This window comes from Streptomyces sp. STR69 (genome assembly GCF_024519455.1).
Classification (GTDB): Bacteria; Actinomycetota; Actinomycetes; order Streptomycetales; family Streptomycetaceae; genus Streptomyces.
Genome location: NZ_JALJRY010000013.1, coordinates 231,761 through 257,452 on the forward strand (window position 1 = coordinate 231,761; position 25,692 = coordinate 257,452).

Below are 25,692 nucleotides of genomic sequence, written 5' to 3' on the forward strand. Positions count from 1 at the left end.
ATACGCCGGGCCGACGTGGCGGAGAGGGCGAGGTCTGCTCCGGGCGGCCCAAGTGGGCGATCGGCCACCGTCGCCGGTCCGTCCGCGGGGCGGCGAAAACCCCCTGCTCCCCGGCGATCTCCGTCATAGGCTTACGGCCGCTGTCTGCCGAGGGAGGACACATGGGGATCCGAAGCCTGACCCGCACCGAAGCCGAGCACCGGGCCGCGCTGATCGCGGTCGAGCGGTACGACGTGGACGTCGATCTGACCGCGCTGCCCGACGGGCCGGAGGTGCGCTCCGTCTCCACCGTGGCGTTCACGTGTCGCGAGCCGGGCGCGGCGACCTTCGTGGACTGCGCGGCGCGGGTGCTGAGCGCGACGCTGAACGGGGTCGAGGTCGGCCCCGGCGAGGACGGGCGGATCCAGCTCCCGGGTCTCGCCGCGCACAACGTGCTGCGCGTGGAGAGCGTGCAGGCCGACACCACCACCGGCGAGGGCGTGCACCGGGCGACGGACCCCGGCGACGGCGAGGTGTACGTGTGGATGAGCTTCGAACCGGACGAGGCCCGTTTCGTGTGGGCCTGCTTCGACCAGCCCGACCTCAAGGCCCCGCACGCCTTCACCGTGACGGCCCCGGCAGCGTGGACCGTCACCAGCAACTCCGGTGACGCGGACGTCGAGGAGCTGGGCGCGGCCCGCCGGTGGACCTTCCCGGACACCCCGCCCCTGTCGACGTACAACACGGTCATCAACGCGGGCCCCTTCCACGAGGTCCGCCGCGAGGTGGACGGCCACAACCTGGGCCTGTACGCCCGCCGTTCGCTCGCGGAGGTCCTCGACCGTGACGCCGAGGAGATCTTCACCCTCACCCGCCAGGGCCTCGCCTTCTACGCCGAGGCCTTCGCGATGCCGTTCCCGCAGCGCCGGTACGACCAGGTCTTCATGCCCGAGTTCGGCGGGGCGATGGAGAACTACGGCTGTGTGACGTGGTCGGACGCGTTCCTGCGGCGGGCCACGCCGACTCCCGCCGAACACGGGCTGCTCGCACGGGTGTTGCTGCACGAGATGGCGCACATGTGGTTCGGCAACATCGTCACCATGCGCTGGTGGGACGACCTCTGGCTGAACGAGGCGTTCGCGGAGTTCGCCTGCCACTGGGCCGCCGAGCGCGCCACCCGGCACACCGACGCGTGGGCGAGCCATCTGATGATCGGCAAGATCAGCGCGTACCTGTCCGACCAGGGCCCCGCCTCGCACCCGATCCACCAGCCCATCCACGATGTCGCCCAGGCCGCGTCGATCTTCGACAACATCACGTATCCCAAGGGCGCGTCCGTCCTCCAGCAGCTCAAGACGTACGTCGGCGAAGAGCACTTCAGGACAGGTATGGCCGCCTACTTCGCCCGCCACGCGTGGGGCAACACCACGCTCCAGGACCTGATCGACTCGCTGTCGGAGGCCAGTGGCCGCGACCTCGACACCTGGCGCACGGCCTGGCTGACGACGGCGGGCACCGACCGCTTCTCGCTGGAGCGCGACGGCGACACCCTCACGCTGGTGGCCGAGGGCAGCCCGCGTCCGCAGGTGCTGGCGGTGGGCGCGTACGGGGAGAACGGCGACGCGCTGGAACGCCGGGCGCTGGTGCGGGTAGAGGTGACGGAGACCCGGACTCCGGTGACCGGCCTCCCGCCCGCCGACGTGCTGCTGATCAACGACGACGACCTGACCTTCGCGACGACCCGCCCGGACCCCGCCACCAGGGACGCTCTCTTCCGTACGGCGGCGAGGTTGCCCACGGCGATCTCGCGGGGCGTGGCCGCGGCCACCGTGTGGGACATGCTGACGACCGGCGAGGCCACGGCGGCGGAGGCCGGGCGGTGCCTCACCGCGTTGCTGGCGGCCGAGACGTCCGACGCGGTGATCGAGCCGTATCTGACCCTCGCCGCGAACATCGCGGAACTGTGGGCGCCGTCCGCCGAGCGGACCGCATTGTCGGCCGCGGTAGCGGCGGCCTGTCTCCGGCTCGCCGACGACCCGGGCCGCCGTCAGGTCGCGCTGCGCGGGCTGGCCCGCACCGCGACGACCCGGGAGGATCTCGGCCGGCTCCGCGAACAGGCCGGCGACGACGTGGACCTGCACTGGCGCGCGCTGGTCCGCGACGCGGAACTGGGCGGGGACGTGGCCGCGGAGTCCGAGCTCCTGCTCGCCCGTGACCCGGACCCCGACGCCTGGACCCGCGCCCTCACCGTCCGGGCCGCGCTGCCCGACGCGGCCACGAAGGCGGAGGTCTGGCAGCAACTGGCCGTGGACCGCGCCGTCCCCGTCAACTCGGTGGGTCTGGTGGCGGCGGCCTTCTGGCGCCCGGGCCAGGACGCGCTGCTGACCCCGTACGCCGAACGCTATCTGGAGGCGATCCCGAAGCTGCACCAGGGAGGAATGCTCCTGGCGATGAGCTACACGCACCGCCTCTTCCCGTTGCACGCCATCGACCCGACGTACATCGAGCGGGCCCAGGAGGCGTCCCGGGAGGCGGTGCCGGTGGTCCGCACCACGCTCCTGGAGCGCTCGGACGAGGTGAGCCGCATGCTCCGCGCCCGGGGCAAGGTGACCTGACGGGCTCAGCGGCTCGTTCCACCACCCAACCGGTCGGCCAGGCAGGCGAGATAGAGGGCCATGGCCGTCCGGTACTCCCTCAGGGGACGTCCGGTGATCTGCTCAATCTTGTTCATCCGGTAGACGACGGTGTTCCGGTGGATGTGCAGGGCCTCGGCGGTACGGACAAGGTTGAACCCGCTCTCGCACCAGGCGGTGACCGTGTCGCGGAGGGCCTGCCAGTCCGGCTGCGCGCGCAGTTCGGTGGCGGTGAGGTCCAGCAGCCGGTTGCGGGCCGCCTGGCTCACCGCCGTCACCACCTGGTGGACACGCAGGTCCGTGATCAGGTGCACGGAGGCGGCCTCGGCGAACCGGGCACCGAGCCGCAGCGCGTCGCACGCGTCCTGGTAGGAGTCGTGCAGGCCGCCCACAGAGGTGGCCGGTTCGCCGAGGCCGGCGCGGGCGACGAGTCCGTTCTGGGCGGCGATGAGATCGGTGACCCGCCGGCAGTCGCCGTCGAGGGAGGTCGTGGAGCAGCCGGCGGGGAGCCGGTGCAGGACGCCGATCCAGCCGGGTGCGGTGGAGGCGACGATGTCCTGGGGGTCGGCGAAGATCTCCCCCACGGTACGCAGCAGTTCGGAGCGGACCAGAGCCATGTCCCGCGGCTGGGTGCCGCCCTGGCGGCGGGGCGCCGGATGGGGCACGCTCACCTCGAAGGCGACGGCGACCCGCCGTAGGCGCAGGTCGAAGCCGAGTTCGGCGGCGCGGAACACGAGGAAGTCGCCCTCGACGACCTGGGGGTCGTAGGACGCGATGTCGGTGAGGAGTTTCTCGGCGGCCCGTTCGGCGAGCAGCCGGGAGCGCAGCATCACGGACTCCCGGAGCAGGATCTCCGTCTGGCGTTTGACGAGGAGTCCGAAGCGGCGGACCTGGGCGGGTGTGCCGGTGATACCGACCGTCCCCACCGCCTGCCCGTTGGTGATCAGCGGGAGGGTCACACCGGGGCGTACGCCGCGCAGTTGCTGTGCCTGGGAGGCGCTGTGCGTGGCTGGTTCCTTCGTACGGACGACCTCTACGGACGCCTCGTGGAAACTGCCGACGCGGCTGCTGTCGCCGCTGCCGATGACGATGCCCTCCGCGTCCGTGATCAGCACGTTGAAGCCGATGACGGCGGAGGTGTCCCCGGCGATCTCCTGCGCGAGTGAGGGGCTCAGCACAGGCGTTCCTCCCCTGGCGGTACGTGCCGGACTGGACGCACCGTACAGCGGAGCGCGCGAATCCGGCCACAACTTCGTACGAAGTGGACGATGACGCGGGCTCGGCCGATGCCTAGCGTTTGGGCCCAATCACTTCCCGCCGAGGGCACAGCGCGGTGAACGGCGGGTCCCTTCAGTGCCGATCCCTCAGTGCCGATACGGAAGGCCCGTGCCGATGATCCGTGTGCGCTCGCTTGTCGTCGCGTTGTCCGCGACGCTGATGTTGTCCACCGTCGCCGCCTGTGGTTCCGGGGGCGACGACGCCCCGAAGAACGTCTCCGCGAAGACCGCCGCCCTGGGCACGCTCACGCCCGGCGTCCTCAAGGTCGCCGTCGAACCGTACGCGCCCTACACCACCGAGCAGGGCGGAAAGATCGTCGGGCTGGACGGCGACATCCTGACCTACATCGCCAAGAAACTGGGCCTGCAGATCAAGCCGCAGGTCACGGACTTCGCCGGCATGCTCGCCGGGGTCCAGTCCCGCCGCGTCGACATCACCGTCGGCGGTGTCGCCTGGTCCGCGGACCGGCAGAAACAGGGGCTGTTCACCGACCCGCCGTACTACTCGCCCCCGGCGATGGCCGTCCGCAGCGGCAAGACCTACAGGACGGTCGCCGACCTCAAGGGCCGCAGTCTCGGCACGGTCGACGGCTACGTCTGGGTCAAGTCGATCCAGGCCGTGCCCGGGGCGAAGCTGCACGCCTACCCGGACGCCAACGGGGTGTTCGACGACCTCGGCGCCGGCCGGATCGACGTCGGCTTCCTGGACCCGCTGATCATCATCGCGGCGCAGAAGCAGCGGCCCGACCTGAAGATCGCCACGGAGTACCTGACCCCGCCGACCGCGGCCGAGGTGAAGGCGAAGCCCGCCTACCAGTACTTCCAGCCGTACCAGACGGGCTTCTACCTCCCCAAGAAGGCCACCAAGCTGGAGCGGGCGATCTCCGCGCAGATCGACGCCATGTACAAGAACGGCGAGTTGGCGAAGCTCGTCAAGAAGTACGGCGGCGATCCCGAGCAGTTCCTCAAGCCCGCCGCCGACATGGCCGCCGCCCGACGCGGTGTGGACCGGCCGAGCGACTGGACCCCGCCGTCCATCGGGAAGTGAGGAACCGACATGTCGAGTCTCTTCCAAGTCCCCTGGTCCGACTACCGGTCCGACCTGATCGACGCGCTCTGGCGCACGGTCTCGTACACGGTGGTCAGCTTCACCGGCGCGGTCGTGCTGGGCCTGGTCGTGGCACTGCTCAGACTCAGCAAGGCCTGGCCCGCGCGTGCCGTCGCCGCCGTCTACACGGAGATCTTCAAGAACGTCCCGCTGCTGGCCATCATCTTCCTGACCTACTTCGGTCTGGCTTCGGCGGGCATCCGGCTGGACGTGTTCACGGCCGGGTGCCTCAGCCTCGTCGTCTTCTACGCCGCCTATCTGTCCGAGATCTTCCGGTCCGCGATCAGCGGGGTGCACGACGGGCAGACCGAGGCCGGTGAGGCGCTGGGGCTGGGCCGGGTGGGCATCTTCGTCCACATCGTGCTGCCGCAGGCGGTCCGGCAGGCGCTGGCCGGTACCAACACCATGCTGGTCGACCTGTTGAAGTCCACCTCGCTCCTGGTCACCGTGTCCGCCGCCGAGCTGATGTCGGAGGGACGGCTCATCACGTCCGCAACCTTCCGGGCGCTGGAGGTGTACCTGGTCATCTCGGCCATCTACTTCGCCCTGTGCTATCCGCTCTCCCAGCTCCTTCTGCTGCTGGAGCGCAAGGTGCGCGCGGGCGTCCCGCTGTCCCCCTGGCGACGGCGCCGGGTGCGTGCGGCGCGGGCGCTGCTCGCCGCCGAGCTCGGCACGGGAGCCAACCTGAAGGAGTCGGCCGTATGACCGAGCCCGTCACCACGGCGAAGTCCGCCCCAACTGCCCCTGCGGAAGCGATCGTTCGGATCGAGGGGCTGAGCAAGTCCTTCGACGGGCGGCTCGTGCTCGACGACGTGAGTCTGGAAGTCGACCGCGGCCGGATCGTCAGCGTCATCGGGCAGAGCGGCGGCGGCAAGACGACGTTGATGCGCTGCGTCAACCTGCTGGAACGCCCCGACCGGGGCACGGTCGAGGTCGCCGGGGAGGTGGTGCACCGCGACGGCCGCATCGTCTGCCGCGACCTGCCCGGGCTGCGCCGCACGGTCGGCATGGTCTTCCAGCGCTTCAACCTCTTCCCCCATCTCACGGCCGTGGAGAACATCGTGGTCGCCCAACGCAAGGCCGGTGTACCGGAGTCGGAGGCCCTGGAACGGGCCGTCGCCCTGCTGCGCCGGGTCGGGGTGGCCCACCGCGGCCTCGCCCTGCCCGACCGGCTCTCCGGCGGCGAGCAGCAACGCGTCGCCATCGCCCGCGCGTTGGCGCTCCGGCCCGAGGTGCTGCTCTTCGACGAACCCACCTCCTCCCTGGACCCCGAGGCCACCCGCGAGGTGCTCAGCGTGATGCGAGAACTGGCCGCCGACGGCATGACGATGCTGCTGGTCACCCATGAACTCCCCTTCGCCCGCGAGGTGTCGGACCACGTCGTCTTCGTCGACGGTGGCCGGATCGTGGAGGAGGGCCGTCCCCAACAGGTCATCGACCACCCGGAACAGGCCCGGACCCGCGAGTTCCTCGCCTCCTACGGATCGACGTCATGACCGGGAACGGCGCTCCCGTCGTCGTGGTCGGCGGCGGCGTCGTGGGCCTGTGCACGGCGTACTACCTGGCCGAGGCCGGCCTGGAGGTGGAGGTCGTCGAGCGGCGCGCGCTGGGTTCCGGTGCGTCCCGGGGCAACGCGGGCTGGGTCTGCCTCAGCCATTCGACGCCGGTCCCGGCCCCCGGCGTGGTGCGCTACGCGCTCCGCTCCCTGGGCCGCCCGGACTCGCCCCTGTATCTACGGCCGCTGCCCGATCCGGCGTTCGTACGGTGGCTGTGGCGGTTCTGGCGCAGCAGCACACCGGCCGCGTTCCGGCGCGGCTACACGGCGATCGCCGAGCTGAACCGCACCACGTTCGACCTCTTCGACGGATTGGGCGCGGCCGGGGTCGAGACCAGTCTCACCCGGCCCGGCATGGTGCACGCGTTCCTCTCCCCCGCCGAGGCCCGCCATCACCTCGCCGTCCAGCGGCAGATGGCGCACGGCCGCTATCCGTTGCCCGACGACGTGGTCACGGGCGACGAGGCCCGTCTCCTCGACCCGGCGCTGTCCTCCCGGGTCCGCGCCGCCTATCTCGTGGAGGGCGAGGGCGTGGTCGATCCGGAGGCCTTCGCCCGTGCGCTGGGCGAGGCCCTGGCGGCGTCCGGGGTGAAGATCCACGAGAACACGGACGCCACCGGGTTCCGTACCGAGGGCAACCGCGTCACCGCGCTGCGCACCGCGACCGGCGAGATCCCCTGCTCGGCCGCCGTCATCGCGGCCGGAATGCGCTCCTCGGATCTGCTCGGCTCGCTCGGCCATCCGCTGCCGCTCCAGGCGGGGAAGGGCTACAGCTTCTCCGTCGACCTGGACCCGGCACCCCGGCACACGCTGTACTTCGGCGAGCGCAGGGCCGTCGCCTCGCCGATCGGCCCCACCACGCGTATCGGCGGCACGATGGAGTTGAGCGGCAACAACAACCGTCTCGACTGGCGCCGCATCGTCGCCGTCGCGCTCGCGAGCCGGCACTATCTGGGCGGCTGGTTCGACGACCCCGACGACCTGGTGAGCCTCATCCGCGATCCCTGGGTGGGCGGTCGCCCCTTCCTCCCCGACGGGCTTCCGGTCATCGACCGCGTCCCCGGGCACGACAACGCGTTCGCGGCGACCGGACACGGCATGCTCGGCGTCACCCTGGGGCCCGTCACCGGACACCGTCTCGCCGACTACGTGCGCACCGGTCGACGCCCGGACGTGCTCACGCCGTTCCGCTTCGGCCGGGGGCCTTGGGCCAAGGCCTAGGCCGCCGGTGGTGTCGGCGCGGGCTCGGACGGTTCCGGGTGCGGACTGGACGGGGCCACCCGCAGCGGACGCGCCGCCCAGGCGGGCAGATGCCAGTTCCAGCCGCCGAACAGGGAGACGAGGGAGGGGACGAGCAGCATCCGCACGATGGTCGCGTCGAGCAGGATGCCGATGCCGAGGCCGGTCGCCAGGGTCTTGAGGTCGGTGCCCGGTCCCGAGGCGAGCGCGGCGAAGGCGAGGAAGAGGATGAGTGCGGCGCTGGTGACGAGGCGGCCGGTGCGGCCGATGCCCTCGACCACCGCGTCGTCGGTGGAGAGACCGGCGTCGTACTCCTCCCGGATGCGGGTGAGGATGAACACCTCGTAGTCCATGGACAGTCCGAACAGGAACGCGAAGATCATGATCGGGATCCAGAACGTGACGGCCCCGGTGGCGGCGATGCCGAAGATCGCGTTGGAACCGTGGCCGTCCTGCCAGAAGAGGACCATCAGGCCGAGGGTCGCCGCCAGTGAGATCAGGTTGAGCAGTACCGCCTTCAGCGGCAGCAGCAACGAGCGGAAGGCCCGTACGAGCAGGATGTACGTCAGCAGCGCGATGATCGTGAGCATCAGCGGGAAGTTGCCGTAGACGGCGTGCAGGAAGTCGATCTGGGCCGCGCCGACTCCGGCGACGCCTACGGCTCCGGGCAGGTGCTCGGTGGCGGTCTTGACCCGTTTGACGACGTCGACGCTCTTCGAGTTGACCGTCTCGGTGTCCGGGATGACGACGACGATGCTCTGTCCGCCCCGGTTGCCCGCGGGCCCGGTCGGCACGAGGACGCTGGTCACGCCGTCGACCTTCGCGAGTGCGGCGGCGACGGGTTTCGCCTGGTCGGTGCTGACCAGGACCTCCATCGGGGTGAGCGCGCCGGTCGGGACGCCACCGCGTTCCAGGGTCTGCAGGGTGTCGTAGGCCGAACCGTTCTTGGCGAGCGACCCCGAGGAGGCAAGGCCGATCTTGATGCCGAGGAAGACGCCGACGAGGGCCGCGAGGGCGGCCAGCGCCGCGCCGGCCGCGAGCCAGCGGCGCCGTACGACGGCTGCGGTCCAGCGGCTCCAGAAGCGGCTCGCCCGGTTCTCGTGCCGGATCTTGGGCCAGTCGACCTTGGGTCCGATACCGCCGAGGATCGCGGGGGTCAGGGTGAGTGTCGTCAGCACGCTGGCGAGCGGGATGAGCGCTCCGCCGTAGCCCATGCTGCGCAGGAACGGGACGGGCAGGACGACCAGGGAGAGCAGGCCGATGGCGACCGTGACCCCGCTGAACACGATCGCGTGCCCGGCGTGCTGCATCGCGACGACGACCGCGTCGTGGTTGTCCCGGCCGCGGTCGCGCTCCTCGCGCCAGCGGGTGACGAAGAGGAGCGAGTAGTCGATCGCGACGCCCAGGCCGATGAGGGCGACCAGGAACTGCACGATGAACGACACGTCGGTGGCGTAGGTGAGCGGCAGCAGCATCACGAAGGTCGCGAGGATCGACACCGCGGCCACCAGCAGCGGCAGCAGGGCCAGGAAGGAGGCGAACACGAAGGCGAGGACGGCGAGTGCGCCGACGGCGCCGAGGAGGGTCTCGCCGAGTACTCCGGGGCCGCCCCCGTCGTCGCCGCCGGAGGCGAGGGGGTCCTCGCCCGTCACGCCGACCTTCGCGCCCGCCGGCGCGGCCTTCTCGGCGGCCGTCTTGATCGGGTCGGTCAGCAGGGTCTGGCTGGGTGACGGGTTGAACCGATAGAAGACCAGCGCGTAGGCGGTACGGTCGTCCTTCGTCCGGAACGCCTTGTCGCCGGTGTTCGCCTCGTCGATCACCCGCAGCCCCGGTGCGGCCGTGCCGGCTGCGGTGAACACGCTCCCGACGTCCGTCTCGTGACCGGTGACGGTCTGCCCGGCCGGCAGGGTGACCGCCACGAGATACGGATTGGTGTCGCCGCCGCTGCCGAAGGCCTTCTCGATCTTGTGCGCGGTCACGGTGCCAGGCTGGCCGGGCAGCGAGAAGTCGATGGTGAGCCGGTCCGTGGTCCGGCCGGCCAGCGCGATGCCGGCGATGAGCACCAGACCCCAGAACGCCACGACCGCCTTGCGATGCCGCAGTACGAATTCGGCCCACCGTCGCATGCCGGACCTTCCCCGCTTCGTAGGTTGCGCGAGTCTAGCCCGCCGCCCTGTTCATCCGCTATCGGGATAATCCATCCGGTTTGACGGGATCCGGAAGCACAGACTCCGCGTTCGCGCGCCCCGGGAAGAGACCGCAGCGCAGGACTGTTTAGCTTGTCGGTACCGGATCAAGACCGGACTCCGAGAACGGAGCAGTCAAGGTGAACAACGCGTCGAAGGCCGGCATACGCCAGGTGGCGGACGCTCCGACTCCGTCGCCCGACACACTGGAGCGGGTACGGCGGCACCGACGGCACACCCTGGAACTGCTCACCGTGTGTGCCGTGGGACTGGTCCCGTGGACGGTTCTGCTGGCGGTGACGCTGCCGTCCGCCTACGAGGTGCACCAGTGGCGGGTCACCTGGGTCGGGTTCGACGTCCTGCTCGTGCTCGCGATGGCGGCCACCGCGCTGCTCGGCTGGCGGCGGCACCGGGGCGTCATCGTGGCGGCGGTCTTCTCGGCAGCGCTGCTGATCTGCGACGCCTGGTTCGACGTGTCGCTGGCCTTCGGCACCGACGACGTCTGGTCGGCGGCGGCCCTCGCGGTCTTCGCCGAACTGCCACTGGCCGGCTATCTGATCCACCGGGTGATGGCAATGATCTCGCTCGCCCGCTGGCCGAACGCGGAAGCGGCCACCAGGATCGCCGAATAGCCGACTTGCCTCTGCGGCAACGGTGAGGTTTTCGCAACTCCCCTTTGTTCCCGATGACTTCACTCGGAAATCCCCAGGGCTGAAGTTGGTCGCCATGAAGAGCGGCGAGGTGGCAAGACCTCGGCGCGCGGCATGGAGGATGTCATGCCCGAGATGTACTTCGCTGTCCGCGCACACTACTCCGTCGCCGTGGTCGGCGGCGGTCAGGCCGGACTCTCCGTCAGTCACGAACTCCGCGAACGCGGTATCGACCACGTCGTCGTCGAGGCCCACCGGGTCGGCCACGAGTGGCGCGAGCGCCGCTGGGACTCCTTCTGTCTGGTGACCCCCAACTGGCAGTGCCGGCTGCCCGGTTACCCCTATCGGGGAGACGACCCCGACGGGTTCATGGTCCGCGACGACATCGTGCGCTACCTGGAGGGCTATGTCGCCCATTTCCGGCCACCGCTGGTCGAGGGCGTGACGGTCACCAGGCTGCGACGTTCCCCGGGCGGAGCCTTCGAACTCTCCACCACGGCAGGGGACTTCACCGCCGACCAGGTGGTGATCGCGACCGGCCCCTACCACGCCCCTTCCCTCCCCCCGATGGCCCGGCAGTTCCCCGACTCCGTCACCCAGGTCCACTCCTCCCGCTACCGCAACCCCGCCCAACTCCCCCCGGGCGCGGTCCTGGTGGTCGGCACCGGTCAGTCCGGCTGCCAGATCGCCGAGGACCTCCACCTCGCCGGGCGCCAGGTGCACCTGGCCGTCGGCAGTGCGCCGCGCGTGGCCCGCTTCTACCGCGGCCGTGACTGTGTGGCCTGGCTCGACGACATGGGCCACTACGCGAAGAGCATCGACGACTTCGACGACGCGGGCGCGGTCCGGATGCGCGTCAACCACTACGTCACCGGCCGCGACGGAGGCCGCGACATCGACCTGCGCGCCTTCGCCCGCGACGGTATGCGGTTGTACGGCCGACTGACCGAAGTCGGCGGTACGGCACTGGAGTTCGCCGACGACCTCAAGGTGAACCTCGACCACGCGGACGCCGTGGCCGAGGGCATCAAGGACGCCGTCGACGCCCACATCACCGCGCAGGGCATCGCCGCACCGGACGAACCACGCTACACACCCGTGTGGGAACCGGACGACCAGCCCCGCGAACTCGACCTGGACCAGGCCGACATCACCTCCGTCGTCTGGTCGACCGGGTTCCGCCGCGACCACCGCTGGATCGAGGCACCGGTCTTCGACGGCCGCGGCTACCCGATGCACTGGCGCGGCGCCACCAGCGTCCCCGGCCTGTACTTCCTGGGCCTGCCCTGGCAGCACTCATGGGGTTCGGGACGCTTCGAAGCGGTGGGCAGGGACGCGGAGTTCCTCGCGAACCACATCGAGGCCTCGCGCCGCCTGGCCGACGTGTGCGGCACCCTGACCGGCGCCCCCACCGACCTCGCCTCCGCCCTCCCGATCGGCTGAGGAACGGGAACACCATGGTCCACGACGCACATCGCCACATCGGCGTCCTGCCCGCCCACCCCTTCTACGGCGGCCCGCCCGTCAACCCCGACACCACCGCCCGCGCCACGGTCAAGCAACTCATCGCCGACCTGGACGCGGAGGGCACCGAACGTGCCCTGGTAATCCCCAACTACGGCGTCCCCGATCCCTCCATCGCCTTCTCGTTCAACGAGTTGGCCGTCGAGGCCGCCCAGACCGACGACCGCATCCGGGCCGGACTGTGGGTCTCCCCGCGCCCCGAGGACGAGCAACGCACCGCCCAGGCGCTGGAGTTGGCGGGCGAACGGGGTGTGAGGGCGCTCAAGCTGAGCTTTCTGCTCGGCGGGCGTCCCACCGACCCGGCCTGCCGCCCCCACCTCGACCGTATCTTCGCCGTGGCGGCCCGGCACGGGCTGGTGGTGCACGTCCACACCTCCCCGGGTGCCGCCTCCGACATCGACGAGGTCGGCCACCTGGTCGACTGGTACGCCGATCAAGTCCCCGTCCATCTCGTGCACTTCGGCGGCGGGATGAGCGGCCACATCAAGCTCGCCGGTTCCCGGTTCTTCGACTGGATCACCGCCGGCAAGCACGTCTACACCGACCTCTCCTGGGCCATCGGTTTCACTCCCCGTTGGCTGGCCAAGGAGATCGAGCGCCGCGGCATCGGCCACGACCGGGTGCTCTTCGCCAGCGACCAGCCGTGGGGCGATTTCACGGGCGAGTACGCCCGCCTCGCCGAAGCGACCGGCGGCGGCGCACTCGGCGACCTGGTCTTCAGGGACACGTTCGCCGCGCTCTACGACTGACCGACCTCCACCTCCCCTCTCAAGTCCGGTAACGCACAAGGAGACAGCCATGTCCGAAACCGTCGAACTCAGCGAGATCGAGCAGAAGTCCCTCACCGAGATCCCCCACCCGTCCCTCCCCGAGGGCACCAGCATCTACGGCTCCACCAAGGTGTTCCCCGACTACAAGGCCGAGGACGGCGAGACGTACTTCACGCTCGTCCACGGCATCGCCCACGAGTCGTCGGTCTCCTTCGTCGCCGTCCTTCAGGCGACCCGCGCCCTGCGCAAGGGCTTCGAGACGGCCATCTACTTCTACGGCCCCGGTTCCCTCAACTGCCTTGCCACCCGCGGGTTCCCGACCACCGGCAACTCGGCCTTCCCCGGCGAGCACAACATCAACAACCAGCTCAAGACGTTCATCTCCGAGGGCGGCAAGGTCTTCTGCTGCCGCTTCGGCCTCTCCCTGCACGGCGCCCGCGAGGAGGACCTCATCGAGGGCGTCATCCCGACCCACCCCCTCGACGTCCAGGACGCGCTGATCCACTACGCCCGCAAGGGCGCCATCATCAACTCCACCTACCAGCTGTAAGGGGCGGGCCGTGAGCGTTGGCACCAACACAGCGGTGGACGTGCGGATCATGACCCGGGCCGAACTCGCCCTCCACGGAGTCCGGTTGGAGGCTCCGGTACGGCGGCCGGACGGCGCGGGACCCAGCGACGACGGCCATGTCCTCGTCGACGGTGCCAACGCCGCGCTGCCCACCAACCCCGACAGCCCCTACTCGGTACGGGACGGCAGGGTCTGGCTCGGCAACGACGACACCGGCCTGACGCTGTCCGCCGTGGACCGCCCGAAGTTCTACGACCTCACCACCGCCGACGGCATACCCTACGAGCACATCGCCCGCCTGCACGGCGCCGACGTCCTCGCCACCACCGTCGTCCAGACCTGTATCCGCTACGCCGAGTCCGACCGCTGCCGCTTCTGCACCATCGAGGAGTCCCTGCGCGCCGGCGCGACCGTCGCCGCCAAGACTCCGGCGCAACTCGCCGAAGTCGCCGAGGCCGCCGTCCGGTTGGACGGCGTGCGGCAGATGGTCATGACCACCGGCACGACGACGGGACCCGACCGGGGCGCGCGCACTCTCGTACGATCCGTCCGCGCCGTCCTCGAAGCGGTACCCGGCCTCCCCGTCCAGGTGCAGTGCGAACCGCCCGGCGACCTCGCCTGGATCCGCGCCCTGCACGAGGCCGGGGCCACCGCGATCGGCATCCATGTCGAGTCCCTCGACGAGGAGGTACGCCGACGCTGGATGCCCGGCAAGTCGAGTGTCCCGATGTCCGAGTACGAGGCCGCCTGGGACGAGGCGGTGCGGGTCTTCGGACCGAACCGCGTCTCCACCTACCTGCTCGTCGGACTCGGCGAGGATCCCGACGAACTCATCGCGGGTGCAGTGGAGTTGATCGACCGAGGGGTGTACCCCTTCGTCGTCCCCTTCCGTCCGATGCGCGGCACGCTCGCCGCCCGCGACGGGATCGAGCCGCCCGGTGCGGAACTCCTGCGGTACGTCACCGAAGGCGTCGCCGCCGGGCTGCGCACGGCCGGGATGAGCGGCGCCGACCAGAAGGCGGGCTGCGCGGCCTGCGGCGCGTGCAGTGTGCTGCGCAGCGCGGGCGGGTGAACGCCGTGTACCTCGACGGCTCGGCGGCACCGCTCGTGGCAGACGGGCCGGTGGACATCCTGGCGCTGCTCGGCGACCGCAGCACCCTCGCCCGCCGCCCCGCGTTCCACCTCGAACAGGCCACTGACGAGACCGAGTTGAGCGCCTACCGACGACTGCGTACCGACACCTTCGTCCACGAGCAGGGACTCTTCACCGGCGACGACCTCGACGACCGTGACGCCGACACCCGTACCGTCGTGCTGGTCGCCAAGGCCCCGGACGGCACGGTGATCGGCGGGGTGCGGCTGGGCCCGGTCGACGACGGGCCCGACCTGGGCTGGTGGCAGGGCGGCCGACTGGTCGTCGCGCCGAAGGCACGCGGTCCGCGCGGGATCGGCGCAGCGCTGGTCCGGGCGGCCTGCGCACGGGCGGAGGCGGAGGGTGTGCTGCGGTTCGACGCGACCGTGCAGGCCCGCAACGAGGTGCTGTTCCGGCGACTCGGCTGGCGGTCCGTGCGCGCCACGGAGATCGCCCGCACCCCGCACGTCCTCATGCGGTGGCCCATAGGGCGAGTCGCGGCCCAAGTGGCAGCCACGAAAGCCGCTTTGGGTCCCCTGCTCGCCGCGCTGCCCGCGCCGCCCGGCTTCGTCGGCGACGACGGCGCACCCGTCCTCGGCACCGATGTGATCGCCGCGTGCGACGCGATCGTGCCGTCGATGGTGGAGCGGGACCCGGAGTGGGCGGGCTGGTGCGCGGTCCTGGTGAACGTCAACGACCTTGCCGCGATGGGTGCTTCACCGGTCGGCCTGCTGGACGCGATCGGCGCGCGCGACACGGCGCATGCCGCCCTGGTCCTCGCCGGACTGACCCGGGCCGCGCGCGCCTACGGCGTCCCGGTGCTCGGCGGGCACACCCAACTCGGCGTCCCCGCCGCCCTGTCGGTGACCGCGCTCGGCCGCACCGGCCGGCCGGTACCGGGCGGTGGCGGTCGTCCCGGACATGCCGTACGGCTCACGGCCGACCTCGGCGGCGGCTGGCGCACCGGCTACCGGGGCCGCCAGTGGGACTCGACCACCCGGCGTCGTACCGACGAACTCCGCACGATGACAAGGGCGGTGGCCGCCGCACGACCGGCCGCCGCGAAGGACGTGTCGATGGCCGGGATCGCCGGCACGCTGGGGATGCTCGCCGAGGCGAGCGGCTGCGGGGCGGTGCTCGACGTGGCCGCAGTACCCCGTCCGGCGGGCGCGTCCATGGGCGACTGGCTCACCTGCTTCCCGGGTTTCGCGATGCTCACCGCCGACGGGCCCGACGCGCCCCCGCTGCCCGCCGGGCCCGCGATCGGCACTGTGTGCGGGGAGTTGACCACGGGGCAGGGCGTCGGGCTGCGCTGGCCCGACGGAGAGATCACCGAGGCGGTCACCTCGACGGTGACCGGAATGGGGACGGCATGAGCACGCTGCGGATGGCGGCCGTGGCCGCCGAGTTCGGCCGCGACCTGGAGGAGGACTTCGCGATCGCCGAACGGCTGATCAAGGAGGCCCGGGAGCAGGGTGTGGGGCTCCTCGCCCTGCCGGAGGCGTGCCTCGGCGGATACCTGCTGAGCCTGGACGACGACAGCGCACTGGACGAAGGGCCGCCCGCACTCGCCCTCGACGGCCCGGAGATCCGCCGACTGGCCGCCTTGGCCGGGGAGTTGACGGTCGTGGCAGGGTATTGCGAGGTCTCCGGGGACACCCGCTACAACAGCGTCGTCTGCGTCACCGGCGACGGCGTCCTCGGCAACCACCGCAAGGTCCACCAGCCCCTGAGCGAGGACGCCAGCTACTCCTCCGGCGACCGCTTCCACGCCTTCGACACCCCGGTCGGCCGGATCGGCATGATGATCTGCTACGACAAGGCGTTCCCGGAGTCGGCCCGGGCGCTGGCCCTGGACGGCGCCGAGATCGGGGTGTGCGTGTCGGCCTGGCCGGGCGCGCGGACGAACGCGAGCGCGGACCTGGAGAAGGACCGCTGGAAGCGCCGTTTCGACCTGTTCGACCGGGCCCGCGCCCTGGAGAACCAGATCGTGTGGCTGTCCGCCAACCAGGCGGGTACCTTCGGGTCGCTACGCTTCGTCGGCAGTGCCAAGGTCGTCGACCCGGGCGGCGAGATCCTCGCCGACACGGGCGTGACCGCCGGCATCGCCGTCGCCGAACTCGACGTCGCACAGGCTCTGGAGACCGCCCGCCGGTCGATGGGGCACCTGCGCGACCGGCGACCCGAGACCTATGGCCCAGCCCCGGGAGCAGTCACCGTATGAGCACCGTCCGGATCGCGGCTGCGGCCGCCCACTTCGGCCGCGACCTGGAGTTCGACCTCGCGCGTGTCGGCAAGCTCATCGACGACGCCCGCGGCAACGGCGCCGGACTGCTGGTGCTGCCGGACGCCGCCCTCGGCGGTTACCTCTCCGACCTGCGCCACCCCGATCCCCAGGCGCTGCCTCCGGCGCTCAAGCCGGACGACCCGCTGATCCTCCAAGTCGCCCGGCTGGCGGCCGAGATGGTGGTGTGCGTCGGCTACTGCGAGGACGGCGGGACCGAGCGCTACAACGCGGCCGTGTGCGTCAGCGGCGACGGCGTCCTCGGCCGGCACCGCAAGGTGCACCTCCCGGCCGGTGAGGTCGCCGCGTACTCGGCCGGCGACCGCTTCGACGCCTTCGACACCCCGGTCGGCCGGATCGGCATGCTCATCGACTACGACAAGACCTTCCCGGAGTCGGCCCGTTCACTGGCCCTGGACGGCGCCGAGATCCTCGCCTGTCTCTCCGCCTGGCCCACCAGCATCACCAACCGCGCCCCCCGCATGGCCCAGGACCGCCAGGCCCGCCTCTTCGACCTCTACGACCAGTCCCGCGCCGCCGAGAACCAGGTCGTCCTCGCCTCCTCCAACCAGACCGGCGCCATGGGCGGCATGCGCTTCCTCGGCCAGGCCAAGGTCGTCGGCCCCGGCGGCGACATCCTCGCCCGCACCTGGTCCAAGGCCGGTCTCGCCGTCGCCGAGATCGACGTCGCCGCCGAGACCGACCGCGCCCGACGCGTCCTGCGGCACCTGGACGAGCGCCGCCCCGACGCCTACCGGGAGACCCGCACGTGAAGATCGCCCTGCTCAGCTACTCCACCAGGCCGCGCGGCGGGGTCGTCCACACCCTCGCCCTCGCGGAGGCCCTCGCGGCCCTGGGCGAGGACGTCACGGTGTGGACCCTGGGCCGGGGCGGCGACGTGGGTTTCTTCCGCCCGGTGGACCCGGCGGTACGGCTCCAGGTCGTGCCGTTCCCGGACGGCCCGCCCGAGGAGACCGTCGGCGCACGCGTCCTGCGCTCCATCACGACCCTCCGCACCGCGTTCGACCCCACCCCGTACGACATCGTCCACGCCCAGGACTGCATCAGCGCCAACGCGGCCGGCCGCTGCGTCCGCACCGTCCACCACCTGGACCACTTCACCACCCCCGAACTGGCCGCCTGCCACGAGCGCGCGATCGTCGAGCCGTTCGCGCACCTGTGTGTGTCGGAAGCGGTCGCGGGGGAGCTGGCCGAGGGCTGGGGCATCGAGGCGCGGGTCATTCCCAACGGGGTGGCATACGACCGCTTCGCCGTCACCGACCGGGCCGCGCGGGCGAGTTGGCGCTCCCGTCTCGGCCCGTACGTCCTCACCGTGGGCGGCATCGAGCCCCGCAAGGGTTCCCTGGACCTCCTGGAGGCCTACGCCCTGCTGCGCGCCGCGCGTCCCGATGTCCGACTGGTGATCGCGGGCGGCGAGACCCTCTTCGACTACCGCGACTACCGGGCGGGGTGGGAGGCGCGGGCCGCCGAACTCGCCGTAGAACCGGTGGTGTTGGGGCAGGTCGCGGAGGACGAGCTGCCGTCTCTGGTCGGGGCGGCGGAGGTGTTCGCGTTCCCGTCGCTGAAGGAAGGGTTCGGGCTCGCGGCCATGGAGGCGTTGGCGGCGGGGGTGCCATTGGTCGTGCGGGATCTGCCCGTGCTGCGTGAGGTGTTCGGGGCCGCCGCGCGGTTCGCCGCCTCGCCCGAGGAGCTGGCCACGGAACTCGGTCACGCCCTCACCGTCGAAGACCCGGCGCGACAGGCTGCCGGGCGGGAGCTGGCCGCCCGGCACACCTGGGACACCGCGGCCCGAGGCCACCTCGACTTCTACCGGTCCCTCAACTCACCTGTCTGAGCACAGGCGTTGACACCTTGTGCGATCCGCGTCACGGTGAGGGCCCGTAGCGCTCGGAGGTCGCCCATGGCTCCGCTCCCGTCCGATGCCGGTCTCGTCGAACGCGTACGGGAGTTACAACCCCTGCTCCGTGACAGCGCGTTGCGCACCGAGCAGGAGCGGCGGGTGACGGCCGAGGTGGTGTCCGCGCTGACGGACGCCGGGGTGTACCGGATGAACGTCCCACGGCGGTACGGCGGTTACCAGAGTCGGCTGAGCACTCAGGTCGAGGTGCTGAGCGAGATCGCCGCCGGATGCGGTTCGACCGGTTTCATGGCGCTGATCCAGGCGGGGTGTTCCTATATCGCCGCGCTGTTCCCGGACGAGGCGCAGGACGAGATCTTCACCGGCCCGGACGTGCGGGTCGGCGGCACGCTCATCCCGGACGCCGTCGCGGTGGCGACGGACGGCGGCTATGTCGTCAACGGCACCTCGGGCTTCGCCACCGGCTGTCAGAACGCCGACTGGCATCTGCTGACGGCCCGGGTCGAGTCCGACGGCGGGCCGCCCGAGGTGCTGTGGACCGCAGTGCGGATGTCGGATCTGGAGATCCTCGACGACTGGTACGTGTCGGGGCTGGCGGGCAGCGGAAGCAACAGCGTCGTGGCACGGGACGTGTTCGTGCCCGCGCATCGCATCCTGCCCGTGGGGCAGTTGCTGGGCGGCGGCTTCCCCTCCAAGGCCAACGCCGACGACCCCTTCTACCGGATGCCGGTCCTGATGCTGTTCTGCGCCTGGACGGCGCCGAACGCGCTGGGCCTGGCGCGGGCGGCCCTCGCGGAGTTCACGGAGCGCATCCACCGGCGGGGCATCACGTACACCTTCCACGAGCGGCAGTACGAGGCGGGCGTCACCCATCTCCAGCTCGCCGAGGCCGCGTTGAAGATCTCCTGCGCGGAACTGCTGACCCGAGAGTTCGTCGCCCGGATAGAGTCCGCGGCCGAGCACGGCGAACCGTACACACAGGAGCAACGGGCCAGGATCCGCGCGCAGAGCGGCTATACGACCCGGCTGTGCAAGGAGGCCGTGGACCTCATCGCGTCCGCGTCGGGCGCGTCCTCGCTGCACCGGGACGTCCCCGTCCAGCGGGCGGTACGCGATCTGCACGCGCTCAGCCTGCACTCCTTCGTCAACCCCACCACCAACCTGGAGCTGTACGGCCGGGTCCTCTCCGGACTCGACGCGGGCACCCCCTTCCTCTGACGGCTCAACCCTGGGACGCCAGCCAGGCCGCGGTGTCCCGGGGGTGGGCGAACCGGAGTGCGGTGAGCGGAGCGAAGCGCGGGTCGTTCGTCCGGCGCTCGATCTCGCGGCGCCGGCCCGCGTGCTGGGACCAGGCCCACCAAGCCGGGTGCTCGCGGCTCAACCAGCCCGCCCAGGTCTCCCTGTTGCCTCCGAAGATGCGCTCGCGGGTGACCGTGCGCCACAGGGAGCGGCGCAGGACACGCGGCATGATCACGCGTCTCCCATAGTCCAGCCAGAGCACCGTGTCGGCCTTCTCCCAGAGCAGGTCGCGGACTTCGGGCGAGCCGATCGAGTCGACGATCCAGCGGGGCTCGGCGGTGAGCCGCAGAACATCGTCGGTCAGGGCCTCGTTGACGGCCCAGTCGGGGCCGGTGAAGTAGAGGGCGTCCATCTCGTGGTACGGCAGCTTCAGCCGCTCGCTCACGCCCCGGGCCAGCGTGGACTTGCCCGCGCCCGTCGCCCCGACCACCAGGATCCGCTCCATCCACGCACCCTAACTACCATGTGCGAAGTCCACCGATCATTAACAGGAGCCCCACCATGAGCGGTCCGCAACACGCCCACGCCTCCCTGGACGGGCTGGTGACGGGCGACGCCTTCGGGGACAGCTGGTTCACCCGGTCCGACGAGCCCGCCGAGGAGTTGTGGGCCGCGCGGGAACTGCGGCCCGCGCCATGGCTGTGGACGGACGACTCGGCGACGGCGTTCGTCCTGTTCGCACATCTGGTGGCCCATGGGGAGGTACAACCGGACTCGCTGGCAAGGGAGTTCGCCGCCGAGTACGAGCGGGAACCGGGGCGCAAGTACGGCCCCTCCATGCACGGTGTGCTGCGCCGAATCGGCGAGGGCGAGGACTGGCGGGCGGTCACCACGGGGCAGTTCGGCGGGCAGGGGTCCTACGGCAACGGCGCCGCGATGCGGGTCGCCCCGCTCGGCGCCTGGTTCCGGGACGACCCGAAGGTCGCCGCCGAGCAGGCCCGGCTCTCCGCACTGACCACGCACGCCCACCCGGAGGCCGTCGCGGGGGCGGTGGCCGTGGCGGTCGCCGCCGCGCTGGCCGCCGCCGGTGCGGGTCAACAGGCCCTGCCGCGCGCCGAGTTCCTGCGGGAGGTCGCCTCGCACGTGCCGGACGGCGACGTCCGCTCCCGTCTGCTGGTGGCAGCGGGCTTCTCCGCGCGGACGTCCGTGCGGCACGCGGCGTCCGTGCTGGGCTCGGGGACGCTGATCTCGGCTCCGGACACGGTGCCGTTCGCCCTGTGGTCGGCAGCGGGGCATCCCGACGACCTGCCGGAGGCCCTGTGGCAGACCGTCGCCGGGTGGGGCGACCGGGACACGACGTGCGCGATCGTGGGCGGTGTCGTCGCGGCCCGCACCGGCACCGGCGGCATCCCGTCGGCCTGGCGGGAGGCCCTGGAGGCGATCCCCGCCTGGAGCGGTTGGGACCCGCGCGCGGCGGTCCGCCGGGCCGGCGTGTAGGCGGGGCGGTGACCGTCAGCCCAGGACCGTTCCCGAGTTCTTGTCGTTGACGGGCCGCAGCCTGGAGAAGGTGCTCAGGTCGATGGTGTGGCCCGGGCAGGGAGCAGGTCGGGACCCTTCCATGGGACGACCACGGTGTACGGCTCCGGTGCGGACACCTTCTCCAGGTCGACGTCGGCGATGTCGAGGGCGAGCCCGTTGCCGGGCTTCGCCATCCACTTCAGCGAGTACAGGACGTCGCGAGCATCGGCCGCAGCCGGCCGCCCCTGCGCGGTGGTCCGGTCGGCCCGGCCGACGCCGGGACCGGCTGCCGCCCGCACGCGGCGAGCGGGGCACCGCCGGCCAGCAGCGTCCCGGCCGTGGCGGCGCCCCGCAGAACGGAGCGCCGGGTTCGGCTTTCAGGAAGTGTGACATCACGGCAGGGGACAGGCATTCAACACGTGATGCGTAATTCCGGGCTGCGGCGCATCACCTGTCGTGTACGGGCTAGAGACGCACGGGCAGTGCCCGCCGGGCCACCGAGACGAGGTGCTCCCCCACCAGCTCCATGCACAGCCGCATGTTCTTGTCCGCGATGACGTTGTCCGGGATACGGCAGGCGAACTGCAGGCCTTCGTGGACCCGGGTCACCCACGCGCACACCTGGTCGCCGTACGACACCCGGATCAGCCCGTACGCCTTCAGCTCCTGCCAGCGCTCCGAACCGGGCAGGGCGCGCGAGTCGACGTAGGAGACGATCGAATACAGGTCGGGGGACGTGGGCCGGAAGTCGGCGCCCAGCAGGCGCAGTACGCGGGCGATGGGCATACGGGCCAGCGAGCGGTTCTCGCGGAGGGTGGCGCGGACCATCCGCAGGGCGTCGTCGAAGTCCGTCGCCCGCTCGATGGGGATCTCGATCGGCGCGCCGCCCACGTACCAGCCGACGGAGTCGGCCCAGCGGGACTTGGCCCGGGTGTGGAAGGGCACGACGGTGCGGTACACGTCGAGGCCGCTGATCTCGCGGGCGGCGAGGGCGACGGCCGCCAGCACACCGACGAGGCTTCCGCCGTACGGGCGGCAGTATGCCTCGAAGGCCGCCGCCTCCGTGTCGTCGGTCAGCATCTCCTGGAGGAACTTCTGTGTGGGCAGCGGCCCTTGGGGGTCGAGGCCGAGGTCGACGGGGAAGTTCGGCAGTTTGCCGTCGCAGCGGGCGATGAACTCGCGCCAGCGGGAGACGACGGTGTGCGTGTCGTCGATCAGGTCGGCGTCCGTGCGTTCGCCCGCGCAGAAGTCGATGTAGCTGGCGACGGGCGCCGCCTGGACCGTCTTCCCGGCGAGCCCGGCCTCGTACAACTCGTGCACCTCGCCCGCGATGCGATGGAGCGAGTAGGCGTCGACGTTGCTGTGGTCGAACGCCAGGTACACGCTCGTGCAGTCCTGCCGAACGACCGCGGCGAAGAGGAAGTTGGGCCAGGTGAGCGCGTCCGCCGCGACATCGAAACGGTCCTGCAGATACCGGGTCAGAGTCCCCGCGTCCGCGAACTCGCCCACGTCCTCGCGGTGCAGGGCCACCGCGTCGGCGTCCAGGGTGAAGCGGCGCATCTCGTCACCGGCCCACCGGAAGCCGCTGCGCAGCGTCTCGTGCCGGAGCATCCAGGCCCGCAACGCGCCCTGGAGAACGTCGAGTTCGATCCTCCCCGGCATGTCGAAGGCGGTACCGAGCCAGGTCGGCACGAACAGCCCGTCCTCGCGCACCGAACGCGCCGTACGGATATGGGACTCCTGCACATACGCCGGTGGCCGCACGTCGTCGGGAAGCACCCGCGCCGCTCCTACGGCCGTCGGGTGCAGCGTCCACTCGACGAGTCGTCCGGGACGGATCTCGCACCGCTGAAGGTCACTCATGCGCACAGGGCTCTCCGTTCGCCTGCCCACGGGAGGCCGCCGGGCACCACTGTCGATCCATGCCTCCATGCCGCTCGGGCACCGCTCACTGCATGCGGAGATCAACGAGCGGGATATTCGGAAAGCAACGCTCTGGAACCCGCCGTTCCGAAAGAGAGTGGATCAAAGGGGATCAGAGGGGGGTGGTGGCGCATACGGCGATGACCGCCAGGGTGGTGTAGGGCATCGTGAAGCTGCCTCCCAGGGCGTCGACGGCCAGGCCGACCTCGCCCAGAATCTCGGCCAGTTGGCCGGGGCCGAGGCAGGTGAGGCCGCCGGTCGTGGGGAGGAGGTCCAGCCACTGGTCGCGCGTGTAGGACCGCTCCCAGTCGAATCGCGACTGTTCCGGGTCGTGGAACTGTCCGGTCTCGCGGATCTTGTCGGCGACCTTCGCGTACGCCGCCTGGTACATCTCCAGCGGGCGGCGGGCCGACCCACCTCTGAACGGCGAGTCGGGCACCACGCGCCGGTAGGCAGTGGCGAAGGGTTCGGCCACCTCGGCGGGCGGCTCGTACACATGCCCGAAGATCGCCAATCGGGCGTTCGGGCGCAGCACTTGGGCGGCTTTCACGGCACCGGCGACGGGGTCCACCCAGTGCCAGGACTGGGCGGCGGTCACCGCGTCGAACGTACGGCCGTCCGGTTCCCAGGCCTCGAAGGTCGTCACCTCGACCGGCAGGCCGCGGGACCGGGCGAAGTCGGCCATGCGCGCATCCGGCTCCACGCCGAGCACGGTGCAGCCGACGGCCTGGAACTGGCGGGCGGCGATGCCGGTGCCGCAGCCCACGTCGAGCACGTCGGGCACGTCGGTTCCCGGGCTCCCGGCGACGACCTGGGCCACCAGGTCATCGGGGTAGCCGGGGCGAGCCTGGTCGTAGCGTTGCGCGTCCGCGCCGAAGGACTCGGCCATCTGTCGGGCCTGATGGAGTGGGGCGGGCTCCGGCTGTTCTCGCGGTAAAGTGGGCATGCGTTCACCTTAGTGGGCAAGCGCCCACAAGCCAATGGGTGCCAGCGAACTGGCGCGGGAGAGGATCCACAAGTGCCGACCGGGGTGCACCTTCGTGATGCGCGGCAGCAGCTGTTCGACGCCGCCGAACGCGTACTGCTGCGGGACGGCCCGAACGGGTTGACCAGCCGGGCCGTCACCGATGAGGCGGGCTGCGCCAAAGGCGTCCTCCACCGGCACTTCACCGACTTCGACGCGTTCCTGGCCGAGCTCGTTCTCGACCGGGCCGCGCAGTTGGAGACGCAGGCTCAGGCGCTGCGCGACTCGGCCGGAACCGGCAGCGTCGCCGACAACCTCACCGACGCACTGACCACCTTGTTCGGACCGGTTCCGGTGGCGATCATCCCGCTCATCACCTTCCGGGACGAATTGCGCGCACGGCTGCGGCAGGCCCGGCCCGGAGGCGGCATCGCCATCCTGGCCCAGGTGACGACGGCGGTCTCCGCCTATCTGGCCGACGAGCGCGCGAGGGGCCGTATCGCGGCCGACGCCGACATCGACTCGCTCACCCTCTCCCTGGTCGGGGGCGGGCACCTCCTGTTCGCCGACCGGGCCTCGGACCCTCCGACCACAGCAACCGTCGGCAAGCTGGTGACCACGGTGCTCGCCGACGTCGTACAGCGGCGGCCACGCTGAACCTGGCGTGCAGCGCTGCTGGTTCGCGAGATCCGGCCACTGGGTGGGTCAGCGGAAGCCGACCTCGGTGAAGGCACACCCGCCCCGGGCCGCGTGAGGCAGCGCTTGGCGTGTTGCCAGCGTCGGTGCTTTCCGGAAGTACTGGCGGTAGCCGGACGCGCGGAACCTCAAGTCGAAGGCGTGGCCCTCGATGTGCCACAGCGGAAGGTCATCGCGGCCGTCGTCCGGCACGAGTCGGTGCACGCCGTCGATCTCCAGGTCCGGGGTCGTGCCCTTGAAGTCGAGGTCTCCTTCGAGGTCCCAGACGTCGTCGAAGACGAGCGTCGCCGGGGCGATCCAGAAGGAGAAATGTGTCGCCGGCGGGACCGGGTGGACCCAGCGGACGATGTAGTCGAGGTCGAGGAGCAGTCGCGGCAGGATGTCGTCGGTCGGCTGCACGGACAGGCCGTGGACGGTGGCGTCGTGCCAGCCCATCTCCGGGAAGTCGGCGTCACTCCAGACGCTCTTGGAAAGGCCCGATTCCTGGTGGCCGCCGTGGTCCATGCCCGTATCCAACCATTCGGCCCCGTGATCGCGTGCGTGCACGAGAGTGCCGGTGACGAGA

At 71.1% G+C, this 25,692-nt stretch carries 24 protein-coding genes; 17 read left to right on the plus strand and 7 right to left on the minus strand.

Features of this window, described 5'->3' with window-relative positions; translation table 11 throughout:
• The first annotated feature begins 161 nt into the window (after positions 1 to 161).
• Positions 162 to 2,594, plus strand: coding sequence for an aminopeptidase N (pepN, locus tag OC490_RS25100; RefSeq protein WP_262060245.1), 2,433 nt, complete (start codon positions 162 to 164; stop codon positions 2,592 to 2,594).
• Positions 2,595 to 2,599: 5 nt separating this feature from the next.
• On the opposite strand, the gene OC490_RS25105 is transcribed toward pepN, so the two are convergent.
• Positions 2,600 to 3,790: a CdaR family transcriptional regulator gene (locus tag OC490_RS25105; protein ID WP_262060246.1), complete on the minus strand. Its 1,191-nt coding sequence runs from the start codon at positions 3,788 to 3,790 to the stop codon at positions 2,600 to 2,602.
• A gap of 214 nt (positions 3,791 to 4,004) precedes the next feature.
• Between OC490_RS25105 and OC490_RS25110 the strand changes: the two genes are divergently transcribed.
• From OC490_RS25110 to OC490_RS25125, 4 genes are read left to right on the plus strand one after another with little or no spacing between them, the layout of a single operon-like run.
• A complete protein-coding gene (locus OC490_RS25110) occupies positions 4,005 to 4,937 on the plus strand; it encodes a substrate-binding periplasmic protein (RefSeq protein ID WP_262060301.1) in 933 nt (310 codons plus the stop codon).
• Between the two features lie 9 nt (positions 4,938 to 4,946).
• Positions 4,947 to 5,702 carry an amino acid ABC transporter permease gene (locus tag OC490_RS25115; RefSeq protein ID WP_262060247.1) on the plus strand — a complete coding sequence of 252 codons (756 nt, stop codon included), beginning with the start codon at positions 4,947 to 4,949 and terminating at the stop codon, positions 5,700 to 5,702.
• Entirely contained in the window at positions 5,699 to 6,493 is a 795-nt protein-coding gene (locus OC490_RS25120) for an amino acid ABC transporter ATP-binding protein (RefSeq protein WP_262060248.1), read from the plus strand. Before OC490_RS25115 ends, OC490_RS25120 begins: the two co-directional genes overlap by 4 nt.
• Positions 6,490 to 7,773 (plus strand): NAD(P)/FAD-dependent oxidoreductase, encoded by a 1,284-nt coding sequence (locus OC490_RS25125; protein ID WP_262060249.1) that lies wholly within the window; start codon positions 6,490 to 6,492, stop codon positions 7,771 to 7,773. Before OC490_RS25120 ends, OC490_RS25125 begins: the two co-directional genes overlap by 4 nt.
• On the opposite strand, the gene OC490_RS25130 is transcribed toward OC490_RS25125, so the two are convergent.
• The gene (locus OC490_RS25130; RefSeq protein ID WP_262060250.1) at positions 7,770 to 9,917 is read right to left on the minus strand and encodes an MMPL family transporter; all 2,148 of its coding nucleotides are present in this window, start codon (positions 9,915 to 9,917) and stop codon (positions 7,770 to 7,772) included. The genes OC490_RS25125 and OC490_RS25130 overlap by 4 nt on opposite strands.
• Before the next feature lie 200 nt (positions 9,918 to 10,117).
• On the opposite strand from OC490_RS25130, the gene OC490_RS25135 reads away from it, so the two are divergent.
• From OC490_RS25135 to OC490_RS25180, 10 genes are all read left to right on the plus strand, one after another.
• The gene (locus OC490_RS25135) at positions 10,118 to 10,609 is read left to right on the plus strand and encodes a hypothetical protein (protein ID WP_262060251.1); all 492 of its coding nucleotides are present in this window, start codon (positions 10,118 to 10,120) and stop codon (positions 10,607 to 10,609) included.
• 144 nt (positions 10,610 to 10,753) lie between these two features.
• On the plus strand, positions 10,754 to 12,070 hold the full coding sequence (locus tag OC490_RS25140) for an MSMEG_0569 family flavin-dependent oxidoreductase (RefSeq protein ID WP_262060252.1): 1,317 nt from the start codon (positions 10,754 to 10,756) through the stop codon (positions 12,068 to 12,070).
• A gap of 14 nt (positions 12,071 to 12,084) precedes the next feature.
• Positions 12,085 to 12,900 (plus strand): amidohydrolase family protein, encoded by an 816-nt coding sequence (locus OC490_RS25145; protein ID WP_262060253.1) that lies wholly within the window; start codon positions 12,085 to 12,087, stop codon positions 12,898 to 12,900.
• Between the two features lie 49 nt (positions 12,901 to 12,949).
• Positions 12,950 to 13,471, plus strand: a complete 522-nt coding sequence (locus OC490_RS25150) for an MSMEG_0572/Sll0783 family nitrogen starvation response protein (RefSeq protein ID WP_262060254.1) — start codon at positions 12,950 to 12,952, stop codon at positions 13,469 to 13,471.
• 10 nt (positions 13,472 to 13,481) lie between these two features.
• Positions 13,482 to 14,564 (plus strand): MSMEG_0568 family radical SAM protein, encoded by a 1,083-nt coding sequence (locus OC490_RS25155; protein ID WP_262060255.1) that lies wholly within the window; start codon positions 13,482 to 13,484, stop codon positions 14,562 to 14,564.
• Complete coding sequence (locus tag OC490_RS25160) at positions 14,561 to 16,000, plus strand: MSMEG_0567/sll0787 family protein (RefSeq protein ID WP_262060256.1); 1,440 nt, start codon at positions 14,561 to 14,563, stop codon at positions 15,998 to 16,000. The genes OC490_RS25155 and OC490_RS25160 overlap by 4 nt, the downstream gene beginning before the upstream one ends.
• On the plus strand, positions 15,997 to 16,848 hold the full coding sequence (locus OC490_RS25165; RefSeq protein WP_262060257.1) for a carbon-nitrogen hydrolase family protein: 852 nt from the start codon (positions 15,997 to 15,999) through the stop codon (positions 16,846 to 16,848). The genes OC490_RS25160 and OC490_RS25165 overlap by 4 nt, the downstream gene beginning before the upstream one ends.
• Positions 16,845 to 17,681: a carbon-nitrogen hydrolase family protein gene (locus OC490_RS25170; protein WP_262060258.1), complete on the plus strand. Its 837-nt coding sequence runs from the start codon at positions 16,845 to 16,847 to the stop codon at positions 17,679 to 17,681. Before OC490_RS25165 ends, OC490_RS25170 begins: the two co-directional genes overlap by 4 nt.
• Complete coding sequence (locus OC490_RS25175; protein ID WP_262060259.1) at positions 17,678 to 18,763, plus strand: MSMEG_0565 family glycosyltransferase; 1,086 nt, start codon at positions 17,678 to 17,680, stop codon at positions 18,761 to 18,763. Before OC490_RS25170 ends, OC490_RS25175 begins: the two co-directional genes overlap by 4 nt.
• 66 nt (positions 18,764 to 18,829) lie before the next feature.
• Positions 18,830 to 20,005, plus strand: a complete 1,176-nt coding sequence (locus tag OC490_RS25180; RefSeq protein WP_262060260.1) for an acyl-CoA dehydrogenase family protein — start codon at positions 18,830 to 18,832, stop codon at positions 20,003 to 20,005.
• Between the two features lie 4 nt (positions 20,006 to 20,009).
• Here OC490_RS25180 and OC490_RS25185 read toward each other — a convergent pair whose 3' ends face one another.
• Entirely contained in the window at positions 20,010 to 20,531 is a 522-nt protein-coding gene (locus tag OC490_RS25185) for an adenylate kinase (protein WP_262060261.1), read from the minus strand.
• 56 nt (positions 20,532 to 20,587) lie between these two features.
• Here OC490_RS25185 and OC490_RS25190 point away from each other — a divergent pair, with 56 nt between their 5' ends.
• Entirely contained in the window at positions 20,588 to 21,523 is a 936-nt protein-coding gene (locus tag OC490_RS25190; protein WP_262060262.1) for an ADP-ribosylglycohydrolase family protein, read from the plus strand.
• A 74-nt stretch (positions 21,524 to 21,597) separates the two neighbouring features.
• Here the strand turns inward: OC490_RS25190 and OC490_RS25195 are convergent, their stop codons facing one another.
• The 3 genes from OC490_RS25195 to OC490_RS25205 form a co-directional block, all read right to left on the minus strand.
• Positions 21,598 to 21,843 carry a hypothetical protein gene (locus OC490_RS25195; RefSeq protein ID WP_262060263.1) on the minus strand — a complete coding sequence of 82 codons (246 nt, stop codon included), beginning with the start codon at positions 21,841 to 21,843 and terminating at the stop codon, positions 21,598 to 21,600.
• Between the two features lie 166 nt (positions 21,844 to 22,009).
• A complete protein-coding gene (locus tag OC490_RS25200; protein WP_262060264.1) occupies positions 22,010 to 23,407 on the minus strand; it encodes a condensation domain-containing protein in 1,398 nt (465 codons plus the stop codon).
• Between the two features lie 172 nt (positions 23,408 to 23,579).
• On the minus strand, positions 23,580 to 24,413 hold the full coding sequence (locus tag OC490_RS25205) for a class I SAM-dependent methyltransferase (protein WP_262060265.1): 834 nt from the start codon (positions 24,411 to 24,413) through the stop codon (positions 23,580 to 23,582).
• Positions 24,414 to 24,485: 72 nt separating this feature from the next.
• Between OC490_RS25205 and OC490_RS25210 the strand changes: the two genes are divergently transcribed.
• Positions 24,486 to 25,088, plus strand: a complete 603-nt coding sequence (locus OC490_RS25210; RefSeq protein ID WP_262060266.1) for a TetR/AcrR family transcriptional regulator — start codon at positions 24,486 to 24,488, stop codon at positions 25,086 to 25,088.
• 48 nt (positions 25,089 to 25,136) lie between these two features.
• On the opposite strand, the gene OC490_RS25215 is transcribed toward OC490_RS25210, so the two are convergent.
• A complete protein-coding gene (locus OC490_RS25215; protein ID WP_262060267.1) occupies positions 25,137 to 25,631 on the minus strand; it encodes a hypothetical protein in 495 nt (164 codons plus the stop codon).
• Positions 25,632 to 25,692 lie beyond the last annotated feature (61 nt).